Source organism: Streptomyces ovatisporus (assembly GCF_042653885.1).
Lineage (GTDB): Bacteria > Actinomycetota > Actinomycetes > Streptomycetales > Streptomycetaceae > Streptomyces > Streptomyces ovatisporus.
Genome location: NZ_JBHSFH010000015.1, coordinates 257,934 through 280,267 on the forward strand (window position 1 = coordinate 257,934; position 22,334 = coordinate 280,267).

Sequence of the window (22,334 nt, forward strand, 5' to 3'; positions counted from 1 at the left end):
CTCACGCCCCATTCTCCCCCTCCTCCGCGCGGCGGCATCGTCAGGGGTGTGCTCGCAGACCGCGCAGGGAATTGCGGCGCCGCTTCAGGGGGTCCCTCCGCCTGTGCCTCCGCCTGTGCCTTCGCCGCGGGTCGGGGCCGGGCCGGCGGAGCCGGGCGGAGTGCCCTCGGTGGGGTCCTCGCCGCGGTCGAGCGCCTTCCACAGGTCCTCGGGACGGTCCGGGTCCACGACGGGGGCGCTGCGCTGCCTGCGGGAGGCCCGTTCGTACCGGGCGCTCCCCGACATCGACGGCCACTGCGCCCCGTACCGCACGGCCAGCACGCCCGCGAACAGCAGCAGTGCGCCGCCCGCCGCGGAGAGGTAGGGCCAGGCAGTGACGTGCACCGCTTCGATCCCGCTCTGTGCGAGCCCGCTGGTCTTCGCCGCCTTCTCCACGAGAGGCGCACGGTCGTCCGCGCTGAGCAGCGGCGAGACGAGGGTGCCGGCACCGCACAGCGTCAGCAGCGCCGCGACCACGACGCGGGTCCTGCGCCTGACGGCGAGGACGGCGACCAGTGCGGCCAGCCCGACCAGGGCGAGCGCGCTGGGCAGACCCGTGACGTCACCGCCCTTCGCCTGCACCGGCACCTCTCCCTGCGCGAATGACGCCGTGGCCTCGCTCCACACCTGGCCGCCCGCGACCAGCGCCGCAGCCGCACCGGCCGCGCCGGACAGCAACGCGACACCGAGCGCCCGCCCGGCGGCGCGGGAACGGGGGGCGGACGGCGCCGGAGGCCGGCCGCCCCGTGGCGCGGAGGAGCCGGGCCCGTCGTGGGTGAGGGGGTCTGCCGGGTTCTCCGGAGTGCCTGGTGCGGTGCCGGTACCGGTACCGCTGTCGGATTCGGTGCCGGATTCGGTGCCGGTGCCGGATTCGGCGCCGGAGTCCTTCGCGCTGTCCGATGAGCGTGCCGGTGGTACGGAAGTCACCCGTCCACGCTACCGCCGAGCCTTTCGGCACTGTGGACCGCCCTGAGGACCGCTGCCGCCTTGTTGCGGCACTCGGTGTCCTCGGCGACGGGATCCGAATCCGCGACGACTCCGGCGCCCGCCTGCACGTAGGCCGTCCCCTGACGCAGCAGCGCCGTGCGGATCGCGATGGCCATGTCGGCGTCACCGGCGAAGTCCAGATAGCCGACGCAGCCGCCGTAGACACCGCGTCTGGTGGGCTCCAGCTCCTCGATGATCTGGAGGGCGCGCGGCTTGGGCGCTCCGGAGAGCGTGCCGGCCGGGAAGCAGGCGGCGAGTGCGTCGTATGCCGTACGTCCCTCGGCGAGGCGGCCCGTCACGGTGGAGACGATGTGCATGACGTGGCTGTAGCGCTCGATCGACATGAAGTCGACGACCTCGACGCTGCCCGGTGCGCACACCCTGCCCAGGTCGTTGCGGCCGAGGTCGACGAGCATGAGGTGCTCCGCCCGTTCCTTGGGGTCGGCCAGCAGTTCCTCGGCGAGCGCCGTGTCCTGCTGCGGCGTCTGGCCGCGCGGCCGTGTGCCGGCGATGGGGTGCATCATCGCGTGGCCGTCCTCGACCTTCACCAGCGCCTCCGGGCTCGACCCGACCACGTCGAAGCCGCTCCTGCCGTCGGCGCCGTCCGCGAAGCGGAAGAGATACATGTACGGGCTGGGGTTGGTCGCGCGCAGCACCCGGTAGACGTCGAGGGCGCTCGCCGTGCACGGCGTCTCGAACCGCTGGGACGGGACCACCTGGAAGGCCTCACCGGCGCGGATGCGTTCCTTGATGTCCTCCACCCACGCCTGGTAGGTGGCGCCCCCCGAGCGGGCCGTGAACTCCGGGAGCTGCGAGGGGGGCAGGACGGCGGAACTCGCCGGTACGGGACGGGCGAGATCCTCGGCCATCGCGTCGAGCCGCGAGACCGCGTCCGCGTACGCCTCGTCGACGCCGGTGTCGAGGTCGTTGTGGTTGATGGCGTTGGCGATGAGCGTCACCGTGCCGTCGCGGTGGTCGAGCACGGCCAGGTCGGAGGCGAGCAGCATGGTCAGCTCGGGCAGATGCAGGTCGTCGGCCGTGGTGTCGCTGTCGCCGACCTTCTCCAGTCGGCGCACGATGTCGTAGCCGAGGTAGCCGACCATTCCCCCGGTGAACGGCGGCAGGTCCGTGCCCTCGTGCAGGTCGCGGGGGGTGTGCAGAGCCTCGACCGTCTCGCGCAGCACCCGCAGGGGGTCCCCCTCCACGGGAACGCCGACGGGCGGGGCGCCGAGCCACTGGGCCGACCCGTCGCGCACCGTGAGGGTGGCGGCGCTGCGCACGCCGACGAAGGAGTAGCGGGACCACGTCCGGTTGTTCTCCGCCGACTCCAGCAGGAACGTCCCGGTCCGTTCGGCGGCGAGTTTGCGGTACAGCGCGATGGGGGTGTCGCAGTCGACGAGCAGGCGACGGGTCACGGGGATGACCCTGCGGTCCTTCGCGAGGGTTCGGAAGGCGTGGAGATCCGGAGTCGTCATGCTCGGTGACCTTAGTGGCCGTCAGCGGTCCGCGGTGACCGCTCGTCCCGTGACGGTTCCGACGCCGCAGGCAGGGCCGGAGCCAGTTCACCGGCGTCGAAGCAGGTGCGGTCACCGGTGTGGCAGGCGGCCCCGACCTGGTCGACCTTGACGAGCACCGTGTCGCCGTCGCAGTCGAGGGCGACCGACCGCACGTGCTGCACATGCCCCGACGTGTCGCCCTTGGCCCAGTACTCGCGGCGGCTGCGGCTGAAGTAGGTGGCGCGGCCGGTCGTGAGCGTCCGGTGCAGCGCCTCGTCGTCCATCCACCCGAGCATCAGCACCTCGCCGGTGTCGTACTGCTGGGCGATGGCGGGGAAGAGACCGTCGGCGTTGCGCTTGAGGCGCGCGGCGATCGCGGGGTCGAGTGCGGTGGCGGAGGGTCGTGCAGGCATGGGGCCATTGTCCCGCATCGGGGGACCCCTCGAAGCCGCACCGTGCGCCCCGCCGACTGCTCCGGGGACGGACGTGGCCGCCGGGACCCCCACGTCCGCCCCTGTCCCGATCCGCTGCCCGTTACGGGGCCCGCCTCCCCGGCCCCGGAACCCGGTGTGCCGGGTCCCGGCCGGCGCCGGTTATCGGGCAGTTGGGGGCGTGGCGCCCCAAATCGCCGCCGACGCGGGCCACCAGTCGTACCCTTGGCGGCATGTCGACCCATGCGAAGCGTGAACGTCTCATCCTGGCCGATCTGTTGGAGAGCAGCGGGCCGGAGGCCCCGACCCTGTGCGAAGGCTGGAAGGCCCGGGACCTGGCCGCGCACGTGGTCGTACGGGAGCGCCGTGCCGACGCGGCCGCCGGAGCCCTCATCAAGCCGCTCGCGCAGCGCCGGGACCGGGTGCACGGGGAGTTCACCGCCAAGCCGTACGAGGAGCTGATCCAGCTCATCCGCACCGGACCGCCCCGCTCGTCCCCCTTCGCGCTCAAGCAGATCGACGAGGCCGCGAACACCATCGAGTTCTACATCCACGCCGAGGACGTCCGCCGTGCCGCCCTCGACTGGACTCCCCGCGAGCTGGACTCCGTCTTCCAGGAGGCGCTGTGGAAGCGGCTGGAGGGGACGGCCCGCATCTTCGGCCGCAAGTCGCCGGTGGGACTGGTGCTGCGCCGTCCCAACGGGCAGACGGTCGTGGCCCGTAAGGGCACGCCGGTCGTCACCGTCACCGGGGAGCCCAACGAGCTGGTGCTGTACACCTCGGGGCGCCAGCGCGTCGCGCGGGTGGAAACGGACGGCGAGAAGGAGGCCGTCGCGCGGGCGCACGAGTCGCAGTTGGGGATCTGAGGCTCACTCAGGGCCGGGCGCCGGTACGGCGGACTCGCAGCGGACGCAGAGGTTCTGTGCCGGCGCTGAGCTCCGGTACGCGGTGGACCGCTGTGCTCCGGGCGCCTGTCGATAGGGTTCACGATCATGAGCGTCGAGGTGGAGGTCGTCCGCGAGGCGACCGACGAGGTGGTCGAAGCAGTCACGCGCCTGCTGCCCCAGCTTTCGAGTTCGGCCGGTGCGCCCGACCACGAGTCGGTGGACCGGCTGGTGCGCAGTGATGCCAACACTCTGCTGCTGGCCCGGGCCGAAGGCCGGGCGGTCGGCATGCTGACGCTGATCATGTTTCCGCTGCCGTCAGGGCTGCGGAGCCGCATCGAAGATGTCGTGGTCGACGACGCGGCCCGGGGTCACGGTGTGGGAGCGGAGCTGACCAGGGAGGCCCTGCGCCTGGCCGAAGCGGCTGGGGCCCGGACCGTCGACCTCACTTCGCATCCGTCCCGGCAGGCAGCGAATCGGCTGTACGAACGGCTGGGATTCCAGAGCCGCGATTCCCAGGTCTACCGGTTCGTCGTGCGGCCGTAGGCAGGGCCCGCTGGAGGCTGCTGAGCTTGAGGCTGCTGAGCTTGGCCACGGCGTCGAAGCCGACCCTGAGCCTCCGGCCTCCCCGAACCGTCAGCCCGGTCGTCCGCCCCGGGGCCGGGCCTGCCGCTGCACCGAACGCTCGATGATGTGCTGGAGTTCGCGTGCCGCGCGCGGCGGTGAGACGTCGCTGCGGTGCGCCACCGAGATCGTGCGGTGCAGTCCGGGGCGCGTGAACGGCGTGACGCGCAGGCCCGAGCGGTCGGCGACCATGCGGGGCACCACGGCGATGCCGAGCCCCGCCCGTACGAAGCCGAGTACGGCGTCCATCTCACCGCCCTCGACGGTGAATTCGGGCTCGAATCCCTCGGCGCGGCAGGCGGCGAGCGTGAACTCCCGCAGGTCGTAGCCGCGCCGGAACATCGCCAGCGGGTGCTCGCGGAGGTCCGTGACGCGCAGGGTGCGCCGTCGGACCGGCGGGGGCTCATCGGGGGCGGAGACGGCGACCAGCTCTTCGCGCAGCAGCTCGGCGGTGGTCAGCGCAGGGCCCTGGACGGGGAGTGGGGTGATGACGAGCGCGAGGTCGAGCTCGCCTTCCGCGAGGACGCGGACCAGGTCCTGCGAGCCGCCCTCGTGGACGTGGAGCTCGACGCCGGGGTAGCGGGCGTGGAAGTCACGCAGCACGTCGGGGACGAGGCTTGCGCAGAGGCTCGGCGGCGCCCCGAGCCGTACCCGTCCGCTGCGCAGCCGGGCGACCTCCTGCACCTCGCGGCGCGCCGTCTCGGCGTCGGCGAGGATGCGCCGGGCGAGGGGCAGCAGGGCCTCCCCTGCGTCGGTGAGGCCGATGTGACCGCGGGCCCGGTGGAACAGCTCGGCGCCCAGCTCCCGCTCCAGGGCGCGGATCTGCTGCGACAGGGACGGCTGCGCCACGTGTACGGCCTCGGCGGCACGGGTGAAGTGCCGGGCGTCGGCGACGGCGGTGAAGTAGCGGAGCTGGTGCAGCTGCATGGCACGAGCATAGGGCGCAATAGGCAGCAGCTATGGAATGCAGCTCCAGCCTCTCTTGGACTAATCGCCGGGACGTCCTTAACGTCGGCCCCATGGCAACGGCGACAGGGACCCGTCCACCGGCTCGTGAACCGTCCGGCACGCCTCGGCGGCCGAGGACGTGGCCGGGAATGCTGTGGCGCTCGACCATCGGCAAGAAGGCCGTCATGGCGGTCAGCGGCCTGATCATGCTGCTGTACCTGGTCGTGCACATGCTCGGCAATCTGAAGATCTTCTTCGGGGCGGCCGAGTTCAACGGCTACGCGCACTGGCTGCGCACCATCGGTGAACCGCTCCTCCACCACGAGTGGTTCCTGTGGCTGGTGCGGGTGGTGCTGCTGGCGGCCGTCGTCGCCCACGCCGTCTCCGCGTACCAGCTCAGCCGCCGCGACCGCGCCGCACGGCCGCAGCGGTACGTCCACAAGCGGCCCCGCGCGAGCTACGCCACGCGCACGATGCGGTGGGGCGGGGTCATCCTGGGCCTGTTCGTCGTGTGGCATCTGCTGGACCTGACCACGCTGACCGTCAACGAGAACGCGGTGCAGGGACGTCCGTACGAGAACGTCCTCGCGACCTTCTCCACCTGGTACGGCAACACGGTCTACCTCGCGGCGATGCTCGCCCTGGGGTTCCACATCCGGCACGGCTTCTGGAGCGCCGCCCAGACGCTCGGAGCCGGTCGGGCCCGCCGGGACCGGGCGCTGAAGGCCACCGCGAACGCGCTGGCGCTCGTGCTGACACTGGGCTTCGTCTCCGTACCCCTCGGCGTGATGACCGGATTGGTGGGCTGACCGGCATGAACCGTCACCTGGACTACCTCGGCTACCGCACCGGCGAGCCCGTCCGCGACACGAAGGCGCCCTCCGGCCCCGTCGCCGGGCGCTGGGACACGCGCCGCTTCGACGCGGCACTCGTCAACCCGGCCAACCGCCGCAAGTACACCGTGATCGTCGTCGGTACGGGTCTGGCGGGCGGCTCCGCCGGCGCCACGCTGGCCGAACAGGGTTACCGCGTAGTGCAGTTCTGCTATCAGGACTCCCCGCGCCGCGCGCACTCCATCGCCGCGCAGGGCGGCATCAACGCCGCGAAGAACTACCGCAACGACGGCGACTCGGTGCACCGCCTCTTCTACGACACGGTGAAGGGCGGCGACTTCCGCGCCCGCGAGTCCAACGTGCACCGCCTCGCGCAGATCTCCGTCGAGATCATCGACCAGTGCGTCGCACAGGGCGTGCCCTTCGCCCGCGAGTACGGGGGCCTGCTCGACACCCGTTCGTTCGGCGGGGTGCAGGTGTCGCGCACGTTCTACGCCCGCGGCCAGACGGGTCAGCAGCTGCTGCTCGGCGCCTACCAGGCCCTCTCCCGCCAGATCGCGTCCGGCAACGTGGAGATGCACCCGCGTACCGAGATGCTCGACCTGATCGTGATCGGCGGAAGGGCCCGCGGCATCGTCGCCCGCGACCTCGTCACCGGACGCATCGACACCTATTTCGGTGACGCCGTCGTCCTCGCCACCGGCGGATACGGCAACGTCTTCCACCTCTCCACCAACGCCAAGAACTCCAACGCCACCGCCGTCTGGCGCGCGCACCGGCGCGGCGCGTACTTCGCCAACCCCTGCTTCACCCAGATCCACCCCACCTGCATCCCGCGCTCCGGGGACCACCAGTCCAAACTCACCCTGATGAGCGAGTCGTTGCGCAACGACGGACGCATCTGGGTGCCCGGCACCCGCGGCGACGAACGCCCGCCCGAGCAGATCCCCGAGGACGAGCGGGACTACTACCTGGAGCGGACGTATCCCGCCTTCGGCAACCTCGTGCCGCGCGACATCGCCTCACGCGCCGCGAAGAAGGTCTGCGACGAGGGCCGCGGCGTCGGTCCCGGCGGCCAGGGCGTCTACCTCGACTTCGCCGACGCCATCGCCCGGATGGGCCGCGAAGCGGTCGAGGAGAAGTACGGCAACCTCTTCGAGATGTACGAGCGGATCACCGCCGAGGACCCGTACACCACCCCCATGCGCATCTACCCCGCGATCCACTACACGATGGGCGGACTGTGGGTGGACTACGACCTGCAGACCACCGTGCCGGGGCTGTTCGCGATCGGCGAGGCCAACTTCTCCGACCACGGGGCGAACCGGCTGGGCGCGTCCGCGCTGATGCAGGGCCTCGCCGACGGCTACTTCGTGCTGCCCGCCACCCTCGGTGACTTCCTGGCACGCCACCCGCACGACGAGGTGCCCGACGGACACCCGGCGGTGGCCGAAGCCGTCGGCTCCGTCACCGCACGTCTGGAGGGCCTGCTGAGCGTCGGCGGGGACCGCACCCCCGAGTCCTTCCACAAGGAGCTGGGCGAACTCCTCTGGGACGAATGCGGGATGGCCCGGACGGACACCGGCCTGCGCAAGGCCCTGGAGCGGATTCCGTCCCTGCGCGAGGAGTTCTGGCGCCGCGTCAGCGTGCCCGGCACCGGCGAAGGGCTCAACCAGTCGCTGGAGAAGGCCAACCGGATCTCCGACCATCTCGAACTCGCCGAACTCATGTGTCTGGACGCTCTGCACCGCACCGAGTCCTGCGGCGGCCACTTCCGTGAGGAGAGCCGTACACCTGACGACGAAGCACGCCGCGACGACGAGGAGTTCGCCTACGCCGCCGCCTGGGAGCACACCGGTACCGGCACTCCGCCCGTCCTGCACAAGGAGCACCTGGTCTTCGAATACGTACACCCCACGCAGCGGAGCTACGCATGAGGCTCACCCTGAACATCTGGCGCCAGGCCGACGCCGGCTCCCCCGGCGGCATGCGCACCTACCAAGTGGACGGCATCTCACCGGAGATGTCCTTCCTGGAGATGCTGGACACGCTCAACGAGGAGCTGACCGAGCGCGGCGAGGAACCCGTCGCCTTCGACCACGACTGCCGCGAAGGCATCTGCGGCGCTTGCGGAATGGTCATCAACGGGCAGGCCCACGGGCCGGAACGCACCACCGCCTGCCAGTTGCACATGCGGCACTTCGACGACGGCGACACCATCGACATCGAACCGTGGCGTGCCTCGGCCTTCCCCGTGGTGAAGGACCTCGTGGTGGACCGCGGAGCGTTCGACCGTGTCATCGGCGCGGGCGGCTACATCACGGTGCCGACCGGCTCCGCGCCGGACGCACACGCCACGCCCGTGCCGAAGCCCGCCGCGGAGACGGCGTTCGAGCACGCCGAGTGCATCGGCTGCGGCGCGTGCGTGGCCGCGTGCCCCAACGGTTCGGCCATGCTCTTCACTTCGGCCAAGGTCAACCATCTGGCCGCACTGCCGCAGGGAGCGCCCGAACGGGAGTCCCGTGTCGTGCAGATGGTGGAGCAGATGGACGAAGAGGGCTTCGGCGGCTGCACGTTGGCCGGCGAATGCGCGACGGCCTGTCCGAAGGACATCCCGCTCTTCTCCATCTCCTCGATGAACCGCGAGTACCTGCGGGCGGTGCGCCACGGCGAGGCCGGCACGGGCTGAATCGCCCACCGGTTCCACCGGTACCGGACCGCGGGCGCCGGACGCGACCGGTACCGGACCGCGGGCGCCGGACGCGCTCCGCGCTCAGACGGCCGCGGTGCCGATGAGTCCTTCGCGGGTGACCAGGCCGGCCAGTTCCTCCTCGCTCAACTCCTCTGTCCCGTCCGGGCGTCGAGGGAGCACCAGGTAGCGGCTCTCGGCACTGGAGTCCCACACCGTGATCTCGGTGGTCTCCGGTACGTCGAAGCCGAACTCCGCCAGTACGGCCCGGGGTTCGCGGACCACTCGGGAGCGGTAGGCCTCGCTCTTGTACCAGGACGGGGACGGGCCCAGCAGTGCCACCGGGTAGCAGCTGCACAGCGTGCACACCAACACGTTGTGCCGGCCCGGGGAGTTGGCGACGACCTTCAGCCGCTGTTCCTGCAGCCCGCCCGCCATGGAGAGACCGACCTCGGGCAGCGCCCCGTTGGCGTCTGCGAGCAGCCTGTCGCGGAAGCCCGCGTCGGTCCAGGCGCGGGCGACGATCCGGGCGCCGTTGAGCGGCGACGCGCCGTCCAGCACCGCCGTGAGGACGGCGTCCAGTTCGCCGTCCGTCACCAGCCCGTCCGCGATGAGCCGCTCCTCCAGGCGGCGCACCCGCGCCGCAACCGGGTTGCCGGTGTGCGTTCCGCTCATGTCAGACCTCCTCGTACGGCTCCAGATACGACTGCCACAGATCCAGCGTCACCTCGTGGTCCCCCTCGCCCCACAGGTCGCGGGCGGCGAACGCGACGGTGTAGACGGGCTCGACACGCGGCTCGACGTCCGGCTCTGCACGGCGCCGGGCCACGTCGTCGGCCAGCGGCCAGCTCCCCGTGACGGCGACGATCCGTCCCGTGCGGCCGCGTGCGTAGCGCGGCAGCCGCGTGTGCCGGTCGGGGTCGACGGCGCGGGTACGGACCCGGTCGCCCGGGGAGTAGCGAGCGGGCCGTGCCCCGCTCTCACTCATCGCCGGCCACGCCCTGCCGGCCGGTGAGCTCCTCGATCGCGTGGAGCCAGCGTTCGTAGTACGAAGCGGTCAAGTAGTCCTGCGGCGGCATGCGTTCGATGGCGTCGCGGAACTCGTCGAGGCTGTAGACGCCCCGCCGCACCAGCGCGGTGTTCAGCGCGTACACCCGCGCCTCCCAGTCCGCGTGGAAGACGGGTTCGTCCTCCTCCGGTACGACAGGTCCGAAGCCCGTCTGCCCGCCGACGTCGTTCACCCTGCTCATGCGCGGCAGCCTATGCGCCGCCGGCGGCGCCCGGAACCGTTCGTATCTCCGGCGCGCCCTCGGGGGTGTCGGCCGGCCCTGACCGCTCCGGCTGCGGCTCTCACCGCGCTCCGGGCCGAGCCGTGCGCCGATGGCCAGAGCCCTCCGGCGGGCCTCCGGACTGAGTCCGCGGCGGCGCGGAGAGGTTCGCGGATCGAAGCCGCTGGGCTGCCGCGCGTATCCCATCGACCGGAGCCCCGGCTTGGCCACCACCACCGCGAAGCGCGGATCACCCGCGTACCACAGCTCGTCCTCGAAGCCCTTCCGCACGACGCGGTTCCATCGCTTGAGGATCACCCCCGGCTCCTTCGGCGACGCCGTTCTCTCCGGGTTGTCCGGGTCGGGCAAGACCAGAGCGACCCACGCGCCCAGCCGGCCCAGTGACTTGACCACATGCTGTGCGAGCCACGCGCCGAGGGCCGTACGCGTGCCGGGGTGGTCCCATGCGACGGTGGAAGGGTCCGGTGCAGTGCGGTCGTTCATGGACGTATGCGGGTCAGCACGTTGATGTTCACGCCACAGGTGGACGACCGTCGCCGTACGTTCAGCGCACCGGGTGACCCGCGCTGCGCAGCGTGTCCTTGACCTCGCCGATGCGCAGGTCGCCGAAGTGGAAGACCGAGGCGGCGAGCACCGCGTCCGCCCCGGCGGAGACCGCCGCGGGGAAGTGCTCCAGCCGTCCGGCGCCGCCCGAGGCGATCACGGGGATCGTCACCTGCTTGCGTACCGCTTCGATCATCGCCGTGTCGTAGCCGTCCTTGGTGCCGTCGGCGTCCATGGAGTTCAGCAGGATTTCCCCGGCTCCCAACTCCCCTGCCCTGTGCGCCCATTCGACGGCGTCGATGCCCGTACCCTTCCGCCCGCCGTGCGTGGTGACCTCGAAGCCCGACGGCGTGGAGGTGCCTTCGCCGCACCGCCGCGCGTCCACGGACAGCACGAGCACCTGGCGGCCGAAGCGTTCGGCGATCTCACGGATGAGTTCGGGCCGGGCGATCGCCGCGGTGTTGACCCCGACCTTGTCGGCGCCCGCCCGCAGCAGCCTGTTCACGTCGTCGCCCGTGCGGACGCCGCCGCCGACCGTCAGCGGGATGAAGACCTGCTCGGCCGTGCGCCGCACGACGTCGTACGTGGTCTCCCGGTCCGAGGAGGACGCCGTGATGTCGAGGAAGGTCAACTCGTCGGCGCCTTCCGCGTCGTAGACCTTCGCCATCTCGACCGGGTCACCGGCGTCGCGCAGGTTCTTGAAGTTGACGCCCTTGACGACCCGGCCGGCGTCCACGTCCAGGCAGGGGATGACTCGTACGGCCACGGACATGCTGTGCTTGCTCCTTGCAGATGCGGTGACTCGGTTCGACAAGAACTTCAGGCGCGGACAAGGCAGTTGCTGCAACGCCCCGCCTCCCCGTGGCGCGCTCTACGCGCCGCCGCGGAACGCCTCCAGTTCCACTTCCACCAGCACCCGGGAGTCGACGAAGCCGGAGACGATCACCACCGTGGCGGCAGGACGTACCTCTTCGAAGATCTCCCGGTGGGCGCGGCCCGCGAACTCCACGTCGCGCGCATGCGTGAGGTACATCCGCGTGCGGATCACCGAGGAGGCGTCGAGGCCGAAGGAGGCCAGGGCCTTCAGCGCGTTGCCGAAGGCGGCCTTCGTCTGCTCGTAGGGAGAGCCTTCGCCCATCAGCTCCCCGCCCTCGGCGAGGGGAAGCGTCCCGGCCACGAGCACCCGGTCGCCCGCCGCGACCGCGCCCGAGAACCCGATCGACTCCTCCCAGGGGCTGCCGGACTGGAAACGCTCGATGTCACGCGGTTCGGGCGGGGTCATGACGAGACGGCCTCCAAAGCCTCTTCCAGGGTGAACGCCTTGGCGTAGAGGGCCTTCCCCACGATCGCCCCTTCGACGCCCTCCGGCACCAACCCGGCGATGGCGCGCAGATCGTCGAGGGAGGAGACACCGCCCGAGGCGACGACGGGACGGTCCGTCGCGGCGCAGACGTTCCGCAGCAGCTCCAGATTGGGGCCCTTGAGGGTGCCGTCCTTGTTGATGTCGGTCACCACGTAGCGGGCGCAGCCTTCCGCGTCGAGCCGCTCCAGGGTCTCGTACAGGTCGCCGCCGTCCCGCGTCCAGCCACGGCCGCGCAGCGTCGTCCCCCGGACGTCCAGGCCGACGGCGATCTTGTCGCCGTGCTCTGCGATGACCTTGGCGACCCACTCGGGCGTCTCCAGCGCGGCTGTCCCGAGGTTGACCCGGCGGCAGCCGGTGGCGAGGGCCGCGGCGAGGGTGTCGTCGTCGCGGATGCCGCCCGACAGTTCGACCTTGATCTCCATGGCGCGGGTGACCTCGGCGATGCGGGCACGGTTGTCGCCCGTGCCGAACGCGGCGTCCAGGTCCACGAGGTGCAGCCACTCGGCTCCGGCGCTCTGCCAGGCGAGGGCTGCCTGCAGCGGGTCGCCGTAGGCCGTCTCGGAGCCGGATTCGCCGTGCACGAGGCGTACGGCCTGTCCGTCACGGACGTCGACGGCGGGGAGGAGCTCCAGCGTACGGGCGGGCTCTCGGGGGGATTCGGACACGTTCGGCATCTCCGGCGTCGAAGGGACTGGTGCTGCGGGGCGGAAAGGGCGGCGCGCGACGGGCGGAACGACAGCCCTCCGCCGCCCCGGCGTCAGAGTGTGGCGGTCCAGTTGGCGAGCAGCCGGGCGCCTGCGTCACCTGACTTCTCGGGGTGGAACTGGGTCGCCCAGAGCGGACCGTTCTCCACGGCTGCGACGAACGGTGCACCGTGCTCGGCCCAGCTGACCAGGGGTGCGCGCATCGCCGGGTTCGTCGACGTCAGTTCCCAGTCGTGGACGGCGTAGGAGTGGACGAAGTAGTAGCGCGCCTCCCCGTCCAGCCCGGCGAAGAGCCGCGAACCCTCCGCGGGTTCCACCGTGTTCCAGCCCATGTGGGGCACCGTGTGGTCGGCGTCGGCCTTCAGCGGCCCGACCGTGCCGGGCCATTCGCCCAAGCCGTCCGCTTCGACTCCGTGCTCGATGCCCCGCGAGAAGAGGATCTGCATGCCCACGCAGATGCCCATCACCGGGCGTCCACCGGCCAGACGACGCTCGACGATCCAGTCGCCGCGGGCCTCCCGGAGCCCGGCCATGCAGGCGGCGAAGGCTCCGACACCGGGCACCAGCAGCCCGTCGGCCTCCATGGAGGCGTCGTAGTCGCCGGTGATCTCGACGTCCGCGCCCGCCCGTGCGAGGGCCCGTTCGGCCGAACGCACGTTGCCGAAGCCGTAGTCGAAGACCACGACGCGCTTGCGTCCGCTCATGACCACACCTCCAGTCGCAGGACACCGGCCAGCAGCGCGAGGAGCGCGCCGCTGCCGAGGACGGCGACGACGCTCTTCGGCAGCTTCTGCCGCCAGAAGGAGATGGCGCCGCCCAGCAGGAAGAGGCCGACGAAGATGAGAACCGCCGCAAGGCCCGTCACAGCGCGCCCTTCGTCGAGGGGATACCGCTCTGCCGGGGGTCGATCTCGCTCGCGTAGCGCAGAGCGCGGGCCAGCGCCTTGAACTGGCACTCCACGATGTGGTGCGCGTTGCGCCCGTACGGGACGTGCACGTGCAGGGCGACCTGCGCCTGCGCGACGAAGGACTCCAGGATGTGCCGCGTCATCGTCGTGTCGTACTCGCCGATCATGGGCGCCATGCCCTCGGGTTCGGTGTGCACCAGGTACGGACGTCCCGACAGGTCGACGGTCACCCGTGCCAGCGATTCGTCCAGCGGCACCGACGAATCGGCGAAGCGCACGATGCCCCGCTTGTCGCCGAGGGCCTGCTTGAAGGCGGCGCCGAGCGCGAGGGAGGTGTCCTCGATGGTGTGGTGGCTGTCGATGTGCAGGTCGCCCTCGGTCTTGACCGACAGGTCGAAGAGGCCGTGCCGGCCGAGCTGGTCGAGCATGTGGTCGTAGAAGCCGACGCCTGTCGCGACATCCACCTTCCCCGTGCCGTCGAGGTTGATCTCGACGAGAACCGAGGTCTCCTTGGTGGTGCGCTCGACGCGGCCCACGCGAGCCAGAGTCATCGAGGGGTCTCCTTAGTCACTGCGCGTACCGCGTCGAGGAACGCGTCGTTCTCTTCGGGCGTACCGGCCGTAACCCTCAGCCGGCCCGGTACGCCGTTGTCCCGGACGAGTACGCCGTGCTCCAGCAGGGCCTGCCACGTGGCGTGCGCGTCGTCGAAGCGGCCGAACTGGACGAAGTTGGCGTCCGACTCGGTGACTTCGCAGCCCGTCGCGCGCAACTCCCGCACCAGACGGTCCCGCTCGTCCTTGAGCCGGTTCACGTACCCGAGCAGCGTGCCGGTGTGTTCGAGGGCGGCCAGCGCGGTGGCCTGTGTGACCGCCGAGAGGTGGTACGGCAGACGGACAAGCTGCACCGCGTCGACGACGCCGGGATCCGCGGCGAGGTAGCCGAGCCTGAGCCCCGCCGCACCGAACGCCTTGGACATCGTACGGGTCACCACGAGGTTCGGGCGTCCCTCCAGCAGCGGCAGCAGCGAGGGGCGGTGCGAGAACTCGCCGTACGCCTCGTCGACGATCACCATGGACGGCTTGGCCGCCTGCGCCGCCTCGTACAGCGCGAGCACGGTCTCGCGGTCGACTGCGGTGCCCGTGGGGTTGTTCGGGGAGCAGACGAAGACCACATCGGGCCGCCGCTCCCCGATGGCACGTACCGCTGCCGGTGTGTCGATGGTGAAGTCCGCACGGCGCGGCCCCGACAGCCAGCCCGTGCCGGTGCCGCGGGCGATGAGTCCGTGCATCGAGTAGGAGGGCTCGAAGCCGATCGCCGTACGCCCCGGTCCGCCGAAGGTCTGCAGCAGCTGCTGGATGATCTCGTTGGAGCCGTTGGCGGCCCAGATCTGCTCCCGCCCCACATCGAATCCGGTGGCACGGCTCAGGTATCCGGCCAGGGCGGAGCGCAGCTCGACCGCGTCCCGGTCGGGATAGCGGTTGAGGGTGCGTGCGGCTTCGGTGACGCGTTCGCCGATGCGCTGTACGAGCTCCTCGGGCAGTGGATAGGGGTTCTCGTTCGTGTTCAGCCGTACGGGCACGTCCAGCTGAGGGGCGCCGTACGGGGACTTGCCTCGCAACTCGTCCCGGATGGGGAGCGCTTCCATGCCGGTCACTTGCTCTGCGGCACCTTCCACTCGAACCTTGCCTTCAGCGCCGTCCCGTGCGCGGGCAGGTCCTCCGCCTCCGCGAGGGCCACGACGTGGTGCGTGACCTCCGCGAGTGCGTCGCGCGTGTAGTCCACGACGTGGATGCCGCGCAGGAAGGACTGCACGGACAGACCCGAGGAGTGGCAGGCACAACCGCCCGTCGGGAGCACGTGGTTGGAGCCGGCGCAGTAGTCGCCGAGCGAGACCGGCGCGTAGGGGCCGACGAAGACGGCACCCGCGTTGCGTACGCGGGCCGCCCAGTCCGCGGCGTCCTGCGTCTGGATCTCCAGGTGTTCGGCGGCGTAGGCGTTCACCACGGCGAGGCCGTCCTCGAGGGAGTCGACGAGCACGATGCCCGACTGGCGTCCCGCCAGCGCCTCGCTGATCCGCTCGCGGTGGCGCGCGCGAGCGACCTGCTCCTTCAGCTCGCCCTCCACCGCTTCGGCCAGCTCCACGGAGGGGGTGACCAGCACGGCTGCGGCCACGGTGTCGTGCTCGGCCTGGCTGACGAGGTCCGCGGCCACGTGCGCGGGGTCGGCGGTGGAGTCGGCGAGGACGGCGATCTCGGTGGGGCCGGCCTCGGAGTCGATGCCGATACGGCCCTTGAGCAGCCGCTTGGCGGCCGCCACGTAGATGTTGCCGGGCCCGGTCACCAGCTGTGCGGGCCGGCACTCGTCGGTCCCGTAGGCGAACATCGCCACGGCCTGTGCCCCGCCCGCCGCGTACACCTCGTCGACGCCGAGCAGCTCGCACGCCGCCAGGATCGTCGGGTGCGGCAGGCCGCCGGACTCGGGCTGCGGCGGCGACGTGACCGCCAGCGAGCCGACGCCCGCCTCCTGCGCGGGCACCACGTTCATCACCACGGAGGACGGGTAGACGGCTCGGCCGCCCGGCACGTAGAGCCCCACTCGCTCGACCGGGACCCAGCGCTCGGTGACGGTGCCGCCGGGCACGACGTTCACCGTCGAGTCGCTGCGCCGCTGCTCACGGTGGACGATGCGGGCCCTGCGCACCGACTCCTCCAGCGCCGCCCGTACGTCCGGGTCCAGCTGTTCCAGCGCGTCGGCCAGCGCCTCCCGGGGAACGCGCACACGCTCCAGCGTCACGCCGTCGAACCGCTGCGCGTACTCGACGAGCGCCGCTGTGCCACGATGCCGGACGTCCTCACAGATGGGCCGCACCTTCTCCAGGGCGGCCTCGACGTCGAGCTCGGCACGGGGCAGCAGGTCACGGTCGATCCCGCCGTCTGCGGAGAGGGCGGAACCGCGCAGGTCGATTCGGGAGATCACGGATCCAGTCTCTCAGACGGCGTCCACGCACCGGGCTTCCGTATCAGTGAGTGATACGCCCTCCCAGGAGACGATCGTCGCCTCAAGCGTTCATACGGTCACGGAGAGGGAATGAAGCGGTACGGACGCCGGGGCGGGGCCCGGAGACCGTCCCGACCAGCACAGTCACAGACCGGACAACCACAGACCGGACAGTCACGGACCAAGGGGGAAGCAACCCGGTGAGCGAGGACCTGGAGTCCAGAGAACCGCCTTCATGGCTCACGAGAGCCGAGTGGGGCATGTGGCAGGCGTTCCTCAACGGCAGTGCGTACGACCTGCGCACGGGCGAGGCCGAGCTGGACGACCCCAACGGCGACCACGTATGGGGCCCGGACCGCACCGTCCGCGCACGCGTCATCTCTCTGCTCCTGCTGCACGGCCCGCCGCCGCTCCTGGGCCGCGTCGCCTCACTGCACCTGGCGGGTGCCCAGATCACGGACGTGCTGGACCTCTCGGGCGGCGCGATCGAGCCGTACTTCGAACTGCGGCAGTGCCGTTTCGACTCGGAGGTGCGGATGGCCGAGGCGCGCATCCACACCGCACGCCTCGTCGACTGCTACATACCGCGCCTGGAGGCCGCCCGGCTGACCACCGACGGCGACCTGCACCTGCCGCGCTGCTCCATACCCGAGGGCGTCAAACTCACCGACGCCACCATCGGCACCGACCTGATGCTCAACGAGGCGACGATCGGCAGCGGCCGCCGGAACCGGGCCGTCGCCGCGGACGGCATCAACGTCTCCCAGGAACTCCAGGCGAGCCTGCTGATGACCGACGGCGAATTCAGCCTCCGCGGCGCGACCATCGGCAGTTCCCTGCACATGTTCGGGACGGTGCTGCGCAACCGCAACGGCCGCTACGCGCTGTACGCCCCGCAGATGACCGTCGAGCACGTCGCCAGCTTCGCCGACGCCAACCGCAGCCGCTCGCCGCAGATCATGGGAGCCACACCCGCGGCCGGCACCCCCGTCCCCTTCACCTCCGACAGCACGAGCCGCTGGCGTACCCGGCACTTCGAGTGCACGGGCGGGATGGTGCTGGACGACGGACGGTTCGGCTCCTCGCTCGTCATCGAGAACGCCCGCTTCGAACTCCAGCGGGACCAGGAGCTCTCGCTGCGCCGCATCCAGACGCCGGAGCTGAACTTCACACCGCGCGCCCCGGAACGCGGCCTGGTCGTGCTCTCGGGCGCCGCCGTGGAGAAGTTACTGGACCGGGTCGGCAGCTGGCCCCGTGACCAGCGGCTGTGGATGGCGGGCTTCACCTACCAGCAGGCCATCCCCAAGGAGGGCCACTTCAACGTCCGCGAACGCCTCCAGTGGCTCGCGGCCGCCACCCCCGAGTATTCGCCGCTCCCATACGAGCAGTTGGCGCTGATGTACCGCAACTGCGGTGAGGACACCAACGCCCGCGCCGTGCTGCTCGCCAAGCAGCGCCGCCGCCGGGAGACCCTGCCGCTGGTGGGGAAGGTGTGGGGCTACCTCCAGGACTGGACGGTCGCCTACGGGTACCGGCCCGCGCAGGCCGCGCTGTGGATGGCCGTGCTGTGGGCGGCGAGCGCCCTGTTCTTCGGCGCGAATCGGCCCGCGCCGCTCAAGGGCGGGGAGTCGCCGCACTGGAACGCCGCTCTCTACGCGCTGGACCTGCTGCTTCCCGTCATCACCTTCGGGCAGGACACCGCCTGGAACCCGGCGGGGTTCCACCAGTGGATCGCGGCCTGCATGATCATGCTGGGCTGGGTCCTCGCAACGACGGTCGCGACGGGGGCGACCCGGCTGCTGCGCCGTCAGTGAGGCGGCGGGCTCCGGGTAAATCGTGGCGGACGGATGTCCGCCCGGAAGAACAGCGGACGGATGTACGCCCGGACAGACAGCGGACAGCGGACGGACCGGCGCAGACCGAGGCGGGCCGATCCGCGCGCATGTCACGCGGAGGCCCGCCGCAGGTCCGCCCCGGCCCCGGCGGGAAACTCCCTGATCGCCCAGGCGCCCCCGACACGCCCCGAAGGCTTTAGGCTTACTCGTTGTGACAACCGCGCTTCCGCTCTTCCCGCTCAACTCGGTGCTGTTCCCTGGCCTGGTGCTGCCGTTGAACATCTTCGAGCAGCGGTACCGCGCGCTGATGCGGGACCTGCTGGAGATCCCCGAGGACGCACCGCGCCGCTTCGGCGTCGTGGCCATCCGGGACGGCCGCGAGGTCGCCCAGACCTCGACGGGGCTGCCCGGGTCGGCTCCGTCCCCCGGTGCCGACCCGACCGCCGGTTTCGGCCCGGACCCCATGGCGTCCTTCTACGCCGTGGGCTGCATCGCCGACGCCTCGACCATCCGCGAGCGTTCGGGCGGCGCGGGCGGCACCTCTCCCGGAGCGAATCCTCCCGGAGCGGCAGGCGGAACCGGTGCGGGCGTCGACGACGCCTCGGTGGAGGACGAGCAGTCCTCGGCCGGTTCGGGGTACGAAGTGCTGGCCACCGGCACGACCCGCTTCCGGCTCCATTCGGTGAACGCCGGCGGCCCCTACCTCATGGGCGAGATCGAGGAGTTGCCGGAGGAGGAGGGCGACGGCGCCGGAGCGCTGGCCTCCGGTGTGCTGCGTGCCTTCCGCGCCTACCAGAAACGCCTCGCCAGCGCCCGGGAGCGGACACTCGCCGCGGGACAGGAACTGCCGGACGACCCGTCGGTCGTCTCCTACCTCGTGGCCGCGGCGACCATCCTGGACACCCCGACCAAGCAGCGGCTGCTCCAGGCACCGGACACGGCGACACGGCTGGCCGACGAACTGAAGCTGCTGCGCCGGGAGACGGCAGTCATCGGGAAGCTCCCCTCGCTGCCGGCGGCGGAACTCACGCGGGAGCCGACCAGCCCGAACTGAGCCCGGCCGAGCCTCTGTTGAAGGTGAGCGTCCGCCGCGCACCTCGGCGGCGAGGCCCGGCCGGGGCGGCGGGGCGGGGCCGGGACGGGCGTCCGGAACGAGCGGGGCACGGCAGGGGCAGCGGGTCACCGGTGGGATCAGAGGCCGGATCACAGGTCGCAGGCAGACCGAAGGCGGGACACGGCAGCAGATGGCGAAGAAGAAGCAACGGCAGCAGTCGTCGGCGACACCGGCGACCCTCGCCGCCACACGCGCCGGTGTGGAGTTCACCACCCACTCCTACGAGCACGATCCTGCGGCGCCCTCCTACGGCGCCGAAGCCGCGGAAGCCCTGGGCATGCCGCCCGAAAGGGTCTTCAAGACTCTGGTGGCGCAGGTCGACGGGGCGCTGACGGTGGCCGTCGTCCCCGTCTCCGCCTCGCTCGACCTCAAGGCCCTGGCTTCGGCGGCCGGCGGCAAGCGGGCCGCCATGGCCGATCCGGCGGCGGTCGAACGTACGACGGGATACGTGCTGGGTGGCGTCTCACCACTGGGACAGCGCAAGCAGCTCCCCACAGTTCTCGACGCCTCGGCTCTCGGCCACGGAACCGTCTGTGTCTCGGCGGGCCGCCGCGGGCTGGAGATCGAGCTGGCTCCGGGCGACCTGGCCGCACTCACGGGGGCGGTCACGGCACCCATCGCTCGTACGGGTGGTGCGTGAGGCACTGCGGGCCGCGGTGCGCTGCCGCCCACCCGGCCGGTCGTGTGACGCCGCCCCACCCCCGGCCGGTCGCCGGGGTGCCGCCCGCCACCGGCGGGGCTCCGTACACCCGGCGGGATTCCTCCACCGGCGGCCCGGCTCCCGCTACCAGCTGTGCGCTGAGCCGTCGGCGCCCGGCGGCGGGTAGTGCGGGTCCTCGGGCTCCGGATCGCGCTTCCCGAACAGCCCGGTCAGCGTCAGATGCACGATGAGTGCCAGCAGCGGCCACACGAGCAGCGCACTCTTCGCCTGCAGTTTCAGCGGCCCGTCGAACGTCTTTCCCGCGCCGGCGGCCTTCGCCGCCGCGACCAGGTCCGTGTCGGGGCCGAGCCACACGCCGAGCCGCCACGCCAGTACGGACCCCAGCAGGGCGCCGACCGCCAGCCCGACCACGAGACCGACGCCGCCTCCGCGGCTGCGCAGGAAGGCCAGCGCTCCCGTCACCACGCCGAAGCCGACGGCCAGGAGCACGAACGTACCGTCCGCACCGATGGCCTCCTCGCCCTCCGGGTCCTTGAGGAAGACGGCACCGTCGACGGTGACCAGCGGCACCCGCGGCGCCAGCCACAGCCACATCAGTCCGAGGCCCACGCCGAGCACGGTCACGACGAGGGCGCACAGCAGTCCATCGAAAGCCTCGCGCCGCGCCCCCGGGCCGCCTGCCTCCGCCTCTTCCGGATACGACGGGACGTGGGCGCCGTGCTCGCTCGGGCCGCCGTACGGGTCACCGCCGCGGGAGTCGTTCCCGCCGTGCGAATCACTGCCGTACGGGTCACCCCCGTACTGGCCGCCACCGTGCGGGTCACCCCCGTACTGGCCACCGCCGTACGGGTCGTTCCCGCCGTAGGAGTCGCGGAAGCCGTAGGAGCCCTGTCCCCCGTAGGAGCCGTAGGGCGCCTCAGCGCCGTACGGGCCGCCGGGAGTGCCGTGCGGGTGTGCGGGCTGTTGTCCGGCCGGCCGCGACCGCGCTCCCCCGCCGTCGTTGCGGTGGGAGCGCCCTGGGCGTGCTGGATCGGGTGATGAAGGCGTCGGTGCGTTCACGACGCCATCGTGCCAGGGACGGCCGCCTGTTCGGGCAGCGGGCGGCAGATGACATCACCTGTGGGACGGCAGTTGCTGTTCAACGCACCGCCGCCCGCCGGTACGCCCACGTCGCAAGCGCCAGGGAAGCCACACCGACGGCCGCGCACACCCCCAGGTCCAGTCCTGCGTGCCCCCAGTCGGGCCGGGCCTGGAAACCGCGGGCCAGGGCTTCGACCCCGTACGTCGACGGCAGCAGGTCCCGCAGCAGAGACACCGGCCCGGGCAGCTGCCCGCCCGGGAGCACGCCCAGCAGCAGCGCCGCCGACATGCCCAGCTGACCGCAGAGTGTGGCGAGTTCCGGTCTGGGCGCCAGCAGGCCCAGCGCCGCGCCCAGCCCTGCGAGCGCGGCACCCGCCAGCGGGACGACGGCCGCGAGCACCCACAGTCCGCTGAGCGGCAGCTGGTACAGGAGCCCGCCGGCGACCGCGGTGACGAGAACCCCCGGCACGGTGAACGACGCGTACGCCCCGGCCGCCCCCAGCACGACCGCCGCAGCGGGCACCGGCAGCGTCGCGTAGTGGTCGAGCCCGCCGCCGGCACGCAGCTGGCCGAAGTACTGCGCGAGCAGATTCAGCGCGACGAACGCCACCACGAGGACGCTCGACCCGGCGACGACCGCACGCGATTCCGGGCCGCCGTCCACGACGCCCCTCATCAGCACCATGATTCCCAGCGACTGGAACGTCGCCACGAACAGGAGCGGGATGCGGGCGACCCGGGCCCGCGACAGCTGCGCGCGGTAGACGGCACTCAGGGCGGGCCACAGCCGGACGCGGGGTGCGAGCGGTGCGGGCGGCTCGGCGAGCGCCTCCGTCCCCGGACCGGCCTGGACCGGCACCGTGCCCGGAGCGGCCGGGACCTGCCCGTCGTCCGCCGCGGCCTCGTCCCG

General features: G+C 71.6%; 24 protein-coding genes and 1 pseudogene. 8 read left to right on the forward strand and 17 right to left on the reverse strand.

The window, feature by feature from the left end:
* Positions 1-84: 84 nt before the first annotated feature.
* The 3 genes and pseudogenes from ACFPA8_RS25180 to hisI all read right to left on the reverse strand — a co-directional run.
* Positions 85-765: pseudogene (locus ACFPA8_RS25180) on the reverse strand (TIGR02234 family membrane protein); the annotation flags it as partial.
* A 197-nt stretch (positions 766-962) separates the two neighbouring features.
* Entirely contained in the window at positions 963-2,501 is a 1,539-nt protein-coding gene (locus tag ACFPA8_RS25185; RefSeq protein WP_386452119.1) for an anthranilate synthase component I, read from the reverse strand.
* 11 nt (positions 2,502-2,512) lie between these two features.
* Positions 2,513-2,935, reverse strand: coding sequence for a phosphoribosyl-AMP cyclohydrolase (gene hisI, locus ACFPA8_RS25190; protein WP_386452121.1), 423 nt, complete (start codon positions 2,933-2,935; stop codon positions 2,513-2,515).
* A 251-nt stretch (positions 2,936-3,186) separates the two neighbouring features.
* On the opposite strand from hisI, the gene ACFPA8_RS25195 reads away from it, so the two are divergent.
* Positions 3,187-3,819, forward strand: a complete 633-nt coding sequence (locus tag ACFPA8_RS25195; RefSeq protein ID WP_386452123.1) for a TIGR03085 family metal-binding protein — start codon at positions 3,187-3,189, stop codon at positions 3,817-3,819.
* Positions 3,820-3,945: 126 nt separating this feature from the next.
* Positions 3,946-4,383 (forward strand): GNAT family N-acetyltransferase, encoded by a 438-nt coding sequence (locus tag ACFPA8_RS25200; RefSeq protein ID WP_386452125.1) that lies wholly within the window; start codon positions 3,946-3,948, stop codon positions 4,381-4,383.
* A gap of 90 nt (positions 4,384-4,473) precedes the next feature.
* Here the strand turns inward: ACFPA8_RS25200 and ACFPA8_RS25205 are convergent, their stop codons facing one another.
* A complete protein-coding gene (locus tag ACFPA8_RS25205) occupies positions 4,474-5,388 on the reverse strand; it encodes a LysR family transcriptional regulator (RefSeq protein ID WP_386452126.1) in 915 nt (304 codons plus the stop codon).
* Between the two features lie 170 nt (positions 5,389-5,558).
* On the opposite strand from ACFPA8_RS25205, the gene ACFPA8_RS25210 reads away from it, so the two are divergent.
* From ACFPA8_RS25210 to ACFPA8_RS25220, 3 genes are read left to right on the forward strand one after another with little or no spacing between them, the layout of a single operon-like run.
* On the forward strand, positions 5,559-6,218 hold the full coding sequence (locus tag ACFPA8_RS25210; protein WP_386452128.1) for a succinate dehydrogenase: 660 nt from the start codon (positions 5,559-5,561) through the stop codon (positions 6,216-6,218).
* Between the two features lie 5 nt (positions 6,219-6,223).
* The gene (locus ACFPA8_RS25215; RefSeq protein ID WP_386452129.1) at positions 6,224-8,179 is read left to right on the forward strand and encodes a fumarate reductase/succinate dehydrogenase flavoprotein subunit; all 1,956 of its coding nucleotides are present in this window, start codon (positions 6,224-6,226) and stop codon (positions 8,177-8,179) included.
* Positions 8,176-8,931, forward strand: a complete 756-nt coding sequence (locus tag ACFPA8_RS25220) for a succinate dehydrogenase/fumarate reductase iron-sulfur subunit (protein WP_386452131.1) — start codon at positions 8,176-8,178, stop codon at positions 8,929-8,931. The genes ACFPA8_RS25215 and ACFPA8_RS25220 overlap by 4 nt, the downstream gene beginning before the upstream one ends.
* Positions 8,932-9,015: 84 nt before the next feature.
* Here ACFPA8_RS25220 and ACFPA8_RS25225 read toward each other — a convergent pair whose 3' ends face one another.
* The 11 genes from ACFPA8_RS25225 to hisD form a co-directional block, all read right to left on the reverse strand.
* Positions 9,016-9,606, reverse strand: a complete 591-nt coding sequence (locus ACFPA8_RS25225; RefSeq protein WP_386452132.1) for a nitrile hydratase subunit alpha — start codon at positions 9,604-9,606, stop codon at positions 9,016-9,018.
* A 1-nt stretch (position 9,607) separates the two neighbouring features.
* A complete protein-coding gene (locus tag ACFPA8_RS25230) occupies positions 9,608-9,919 on the reverse strand; it encodes an SH3-like domain-containing protein (protein WP_386452134.1) in 312 nt (103 codons plus the stop codon).
* Positions 9,912-10,703 carry a hypothetical protein gene (locus ACFPA8_RS25235; RefSeq protein WP_386452136.1) on the reverse strand — a complete coding sequence of 264 codons (792 nt, stop codon included), beginning with the start codon at positions 10,701-10,703 and terminating at the stop codon, positions 9,912-9,914. The genes ACFPA8_RS25230 and ACFPA8_RS25235 overlap by 8 nt, the downstream gene beginning before the upstream one ends.
* A 61-nt stretch (positions 10,704-10,764) precedes the next feature.
* Complete coding sequence (gene hisF / locus ACFPA8_RS25240) at positions 10,765-11,535, reverse strand: imidazole glycerol phosphate synthase subunit HisF (protein WP_386452137.1); 771 nt, start codon at positions 11,533-11,535, stop codon at positions 10,765-10,767.
* 99 nt (positions 11,536-11,634) lie between these two features.
* On the reverse strand, positions 11,635-12,045 hold the full coding sequence (locus tag ACFPA8_RS25245; RefSeq protein ID WP_386452139.1) for a RidA family protein: 411 nt from the start codon (positions 12,043-12,045) through the stop codon (positions 11,635-11,637).
* Positions 12,042-12,791: a bifunctional 1-(5-phosphoribosyl)-5-((5-phosphoribosylamino)methylideneamino)imidazole-4-carboxamide isomerase/phosphoribosylanthranilate isomerase PriA gene (gene priA, locus ACFPA8_RS25250; RefSeq protein ID WP_386452141.1), complete on the reverse strand. Its 750-nt coding sequence runs from the start codon at positions 12,789-12,791 to the stop codon at positions 12,042-12,044. The genes ACFPA8_RS25245 and priA overlap by 4 nt, the downstream gene beginning before the upstream one ends.
* Before the next feature lie 92 nt (positions 12,792-12,883).
* Positions 12,884-13,534 (reverse strand): imidazole glycerol phosphate synthase subunit HisH, encoded by a 651-nt coding sequence (gene hisH / locus ACFPA8_RS25255; protein ID WP_386452143.1) that lies wholly within the window; start codon positions 13,532-13,534, stop codon positions 12,884-12,886.
* The gene (locus ACFPA8_RS25260) at positions 13,531-13,695 is read right to left on the reverse strand and encodes a hypothetical protein (protein ID WP_045864173.1); all 165 of its coding nucleotides are present in this window, start codon (positions 13,693-13,695) and stop codon (positions 13,531-13,533) included. Before ACFPA8_RS25260 ends, hisH begins: the two co-directional genes overlap by 4 nt.
* The gene (gene hisB / locus ACFPA8_RS25265) at positions 13,692-14,282 is read right to left on the reverse strand and encodes an imidazoleglycerol-phosphate dehydratase HisB (protein ID WP_386452362.1); all 591 of its coding nucleotides are present in this window, start codon (positions 14,280-14,282) and stop codon (positions 13,692-13,694) included. The genes ACFPA8_RS25260 and hisB overlap by 4 nt, the downstream gene beginning before the upstream one ends.
* Before the next feature lie 2 nt (positions 14,283-14,284).
* A complete protein-coding gene (locus tag ACFPA8_RS25270; protein ID WP_386452363.1) occupies positions 14,285-15,382 on the reverse strand; it encodes a histidinol-phosphate transaminase in 1,098 nt (365 codons plus the stop codon).
* Positions 15,383-15,387: 5 nt separating this feature from the next.
* Entirely contained in the window at positions 15,388-16,713 is a 1,326-nt protein-coding gene (gene hisD / locus ACFPA8_RS25275) for a histidinol dehydrogenase (RefSeq protein ID WP_386452145.1), read from the reverse strand.
* Between the two features lie 221 nt (positions 16,714-16,934).
* On the opposite strand from hisD, the gene ACFPA8_RS25280 reads away from it, so the two are divergent.
* From ACFPA8_RS25280 to ybaK, 3 genes are all read left to right on the forward strand, one after another.
* Positions 16,935-18,548 (forward strand): oxidoreductase, encoded by a 1,614-nt coding sequence (locus ACFPA8_RS25280; RefSeq protein WP_386452147.1) that lies wholly within the window; start codon positions 16,935-16,937, stop codon positions 18,546-18,548.
* A 232-nt stretch (positions 18,549-18,780) separates the two neighbouring features.
* Positions 18,781-19,623, forward strand: a complete 843-nt coding sequence (locus ACFPA8_RS25285) for an LON peptidase substrate-binding domain-containing protein (protein WP_386452148.1) — start codon at positions 18,781-18,783, stop codon at positions 19,621-19,623.
* Between the two features lie 190 nt (positions 19,624-19,813).
* Positions 19,814-20,323, forward strand: a complete 510-nt coding sequence (gene ybaK / locus ACFPA8_RS25290; RefSeq protein ID WP_386452150.1) for a Cys-tRNA(Pro) deacylase — start codon at positions 19,814-19,816, stop codon at positions 20,321-20,323.
* Positions 20,324-20,467: 144 nt separating this feature from the next.
* On the opposite strand, the gene ACFPA8_RS25295 is transcribed toward ybaK, so the two are convergent.
* Together ACFPA8_RS25295 and ACFPA8_RS25300 are read right to left on the reverse strand one after the other, a co-directional pair.
* Positions 20,468-21,403, reverse strand: coding sequence for a hypothetical protein (locus ACFPA8_RS25295; protein ID WP_386452152.1), 936 nt, complete (start codon positions 21,401-21,403; stop codon positions 20,468-20,470).
* A 79-nt stretch (positions 21,404-21,482) separates the two neighbouring features.
* Entirely contained in the window at positions 21,483-22,283 is an 801-nt protein-coding gene (locus ACFPA8_RS25300; RefSeq protein ID WP_386452365.1) for an ABC transporter permease, read from the reverse strand.
* Positions 22,284-22,334: the final 51 nt, after the last annotated feature.

Coding starts and splice junctions, on each gene's coding strand:
- ACFPA8_RS25185 (WP_386452119.1), bottom strand. CDS start 2,501: ATGACGACTCCGGATCTCCACGCCTTCCGAACCCTCGCGAAGGACCGC.
- hisI (WP_386452121.1), bottom strand. CDS start 2,935: ATGCCTGCACGACCCTCCGCCACCGCACTCGACCCCGCGATCGCCGCG.
- ACFPA8_RS25195 (WP_386452123.1), top strand. CDS start 3,187: ATGTCGACCCATGCGAAGCGTGAACGTCTCATCCTGGCCGATCTGTTG.
- ACFPA8_RS25200 (WP_386452125.1), top strand. CDS start 3,946: ATGAGCGTCGAGGTGGAGGTCGTCCGCGAGGCGACCGACGAGGTGGTC.
- ACFPA8_RS25205 (WP_386452126.1), bottom strand. CDS start 5,388: ATGCAGCTGCACCAGCTCCGCTACTTCACCGCCGTCGCCGACGCCCGG.
- ACFPA8_RS25210 (WP_386452128.1), top strand. CDS start 5,559: ATGCTGTGGCGCTCGACCATCGGCAAGAAGGCCGTCATGGCGGTCAGC.
- ACFPA8_RS25215 (WP_386452129.1), top strand. CDS start 6,224: ATGAACCGTCACCTGGACTACCTCGGCTACCGCACCGGCGAGCCCGTC.
- ACFPA8_RS25220 (WP_386452131.1), top strand. CDS start 8,176: ATGAGGCTCACCCTGAACATCTGGCGCCAGGCCGACGCCGGCTCCCCC.
- ACFPA8_RS25225 (WP_386452132.1), bottom strand. CDS start 9,606: ATGAGCGGAACGCACACCGGCAACCCGGTTGCGGCGCGGGTGCGCCGC.
- ACFPA8_RS25230 (WP_386452134.1), bottom strand. CDS start 9,919: ATGAGTGAGAGCGGGGCACGGCCCGCTCGCTACTCCCCGGGCGACCGG.
- ACFPA8_RS25235 (WP_386452136.1), bottom strand. CDS start 10,703: ATGAACGACCGCACTGCACCGGACCCTTCCACCGTCGCATGGGACCAC.
- hisF (WP_386452137.1), bottom strand. CDS start 11,535: ATGTCCGTGGCCGTACGAGTCATCCCCTGCCTGGACGTGGACGCCGGC.
- ACFPA8_RS25245 (WP_386452139.1), bottom strand. CDS start 12,045: ATGACCCCGCCCGAACCGCGTGACATCGAGCGTTTCCAGTCCGGCAGC.
- hisH (WP_386452143.1), bottom strand. CDS start 13,534: ATGAGCGGACGCAAGCGCGTCGTGGTCTTCGACTACGGCTTCGGCAAC.
- ACFPA8_RS25270 (WP_386452363.1), bottom strand. CDS start 15,382: ATGGAAGCGCTCCCCATCCGGGACGAGTTGCGAGGCAAGTCCCCGTAC.
- ybaK (WP_386452150.1), top strand. CDS start 19,814: ATGGCGAAGAAGAAGCAACGGCAGCAGTCGTCGGCGACACCGGCGACC.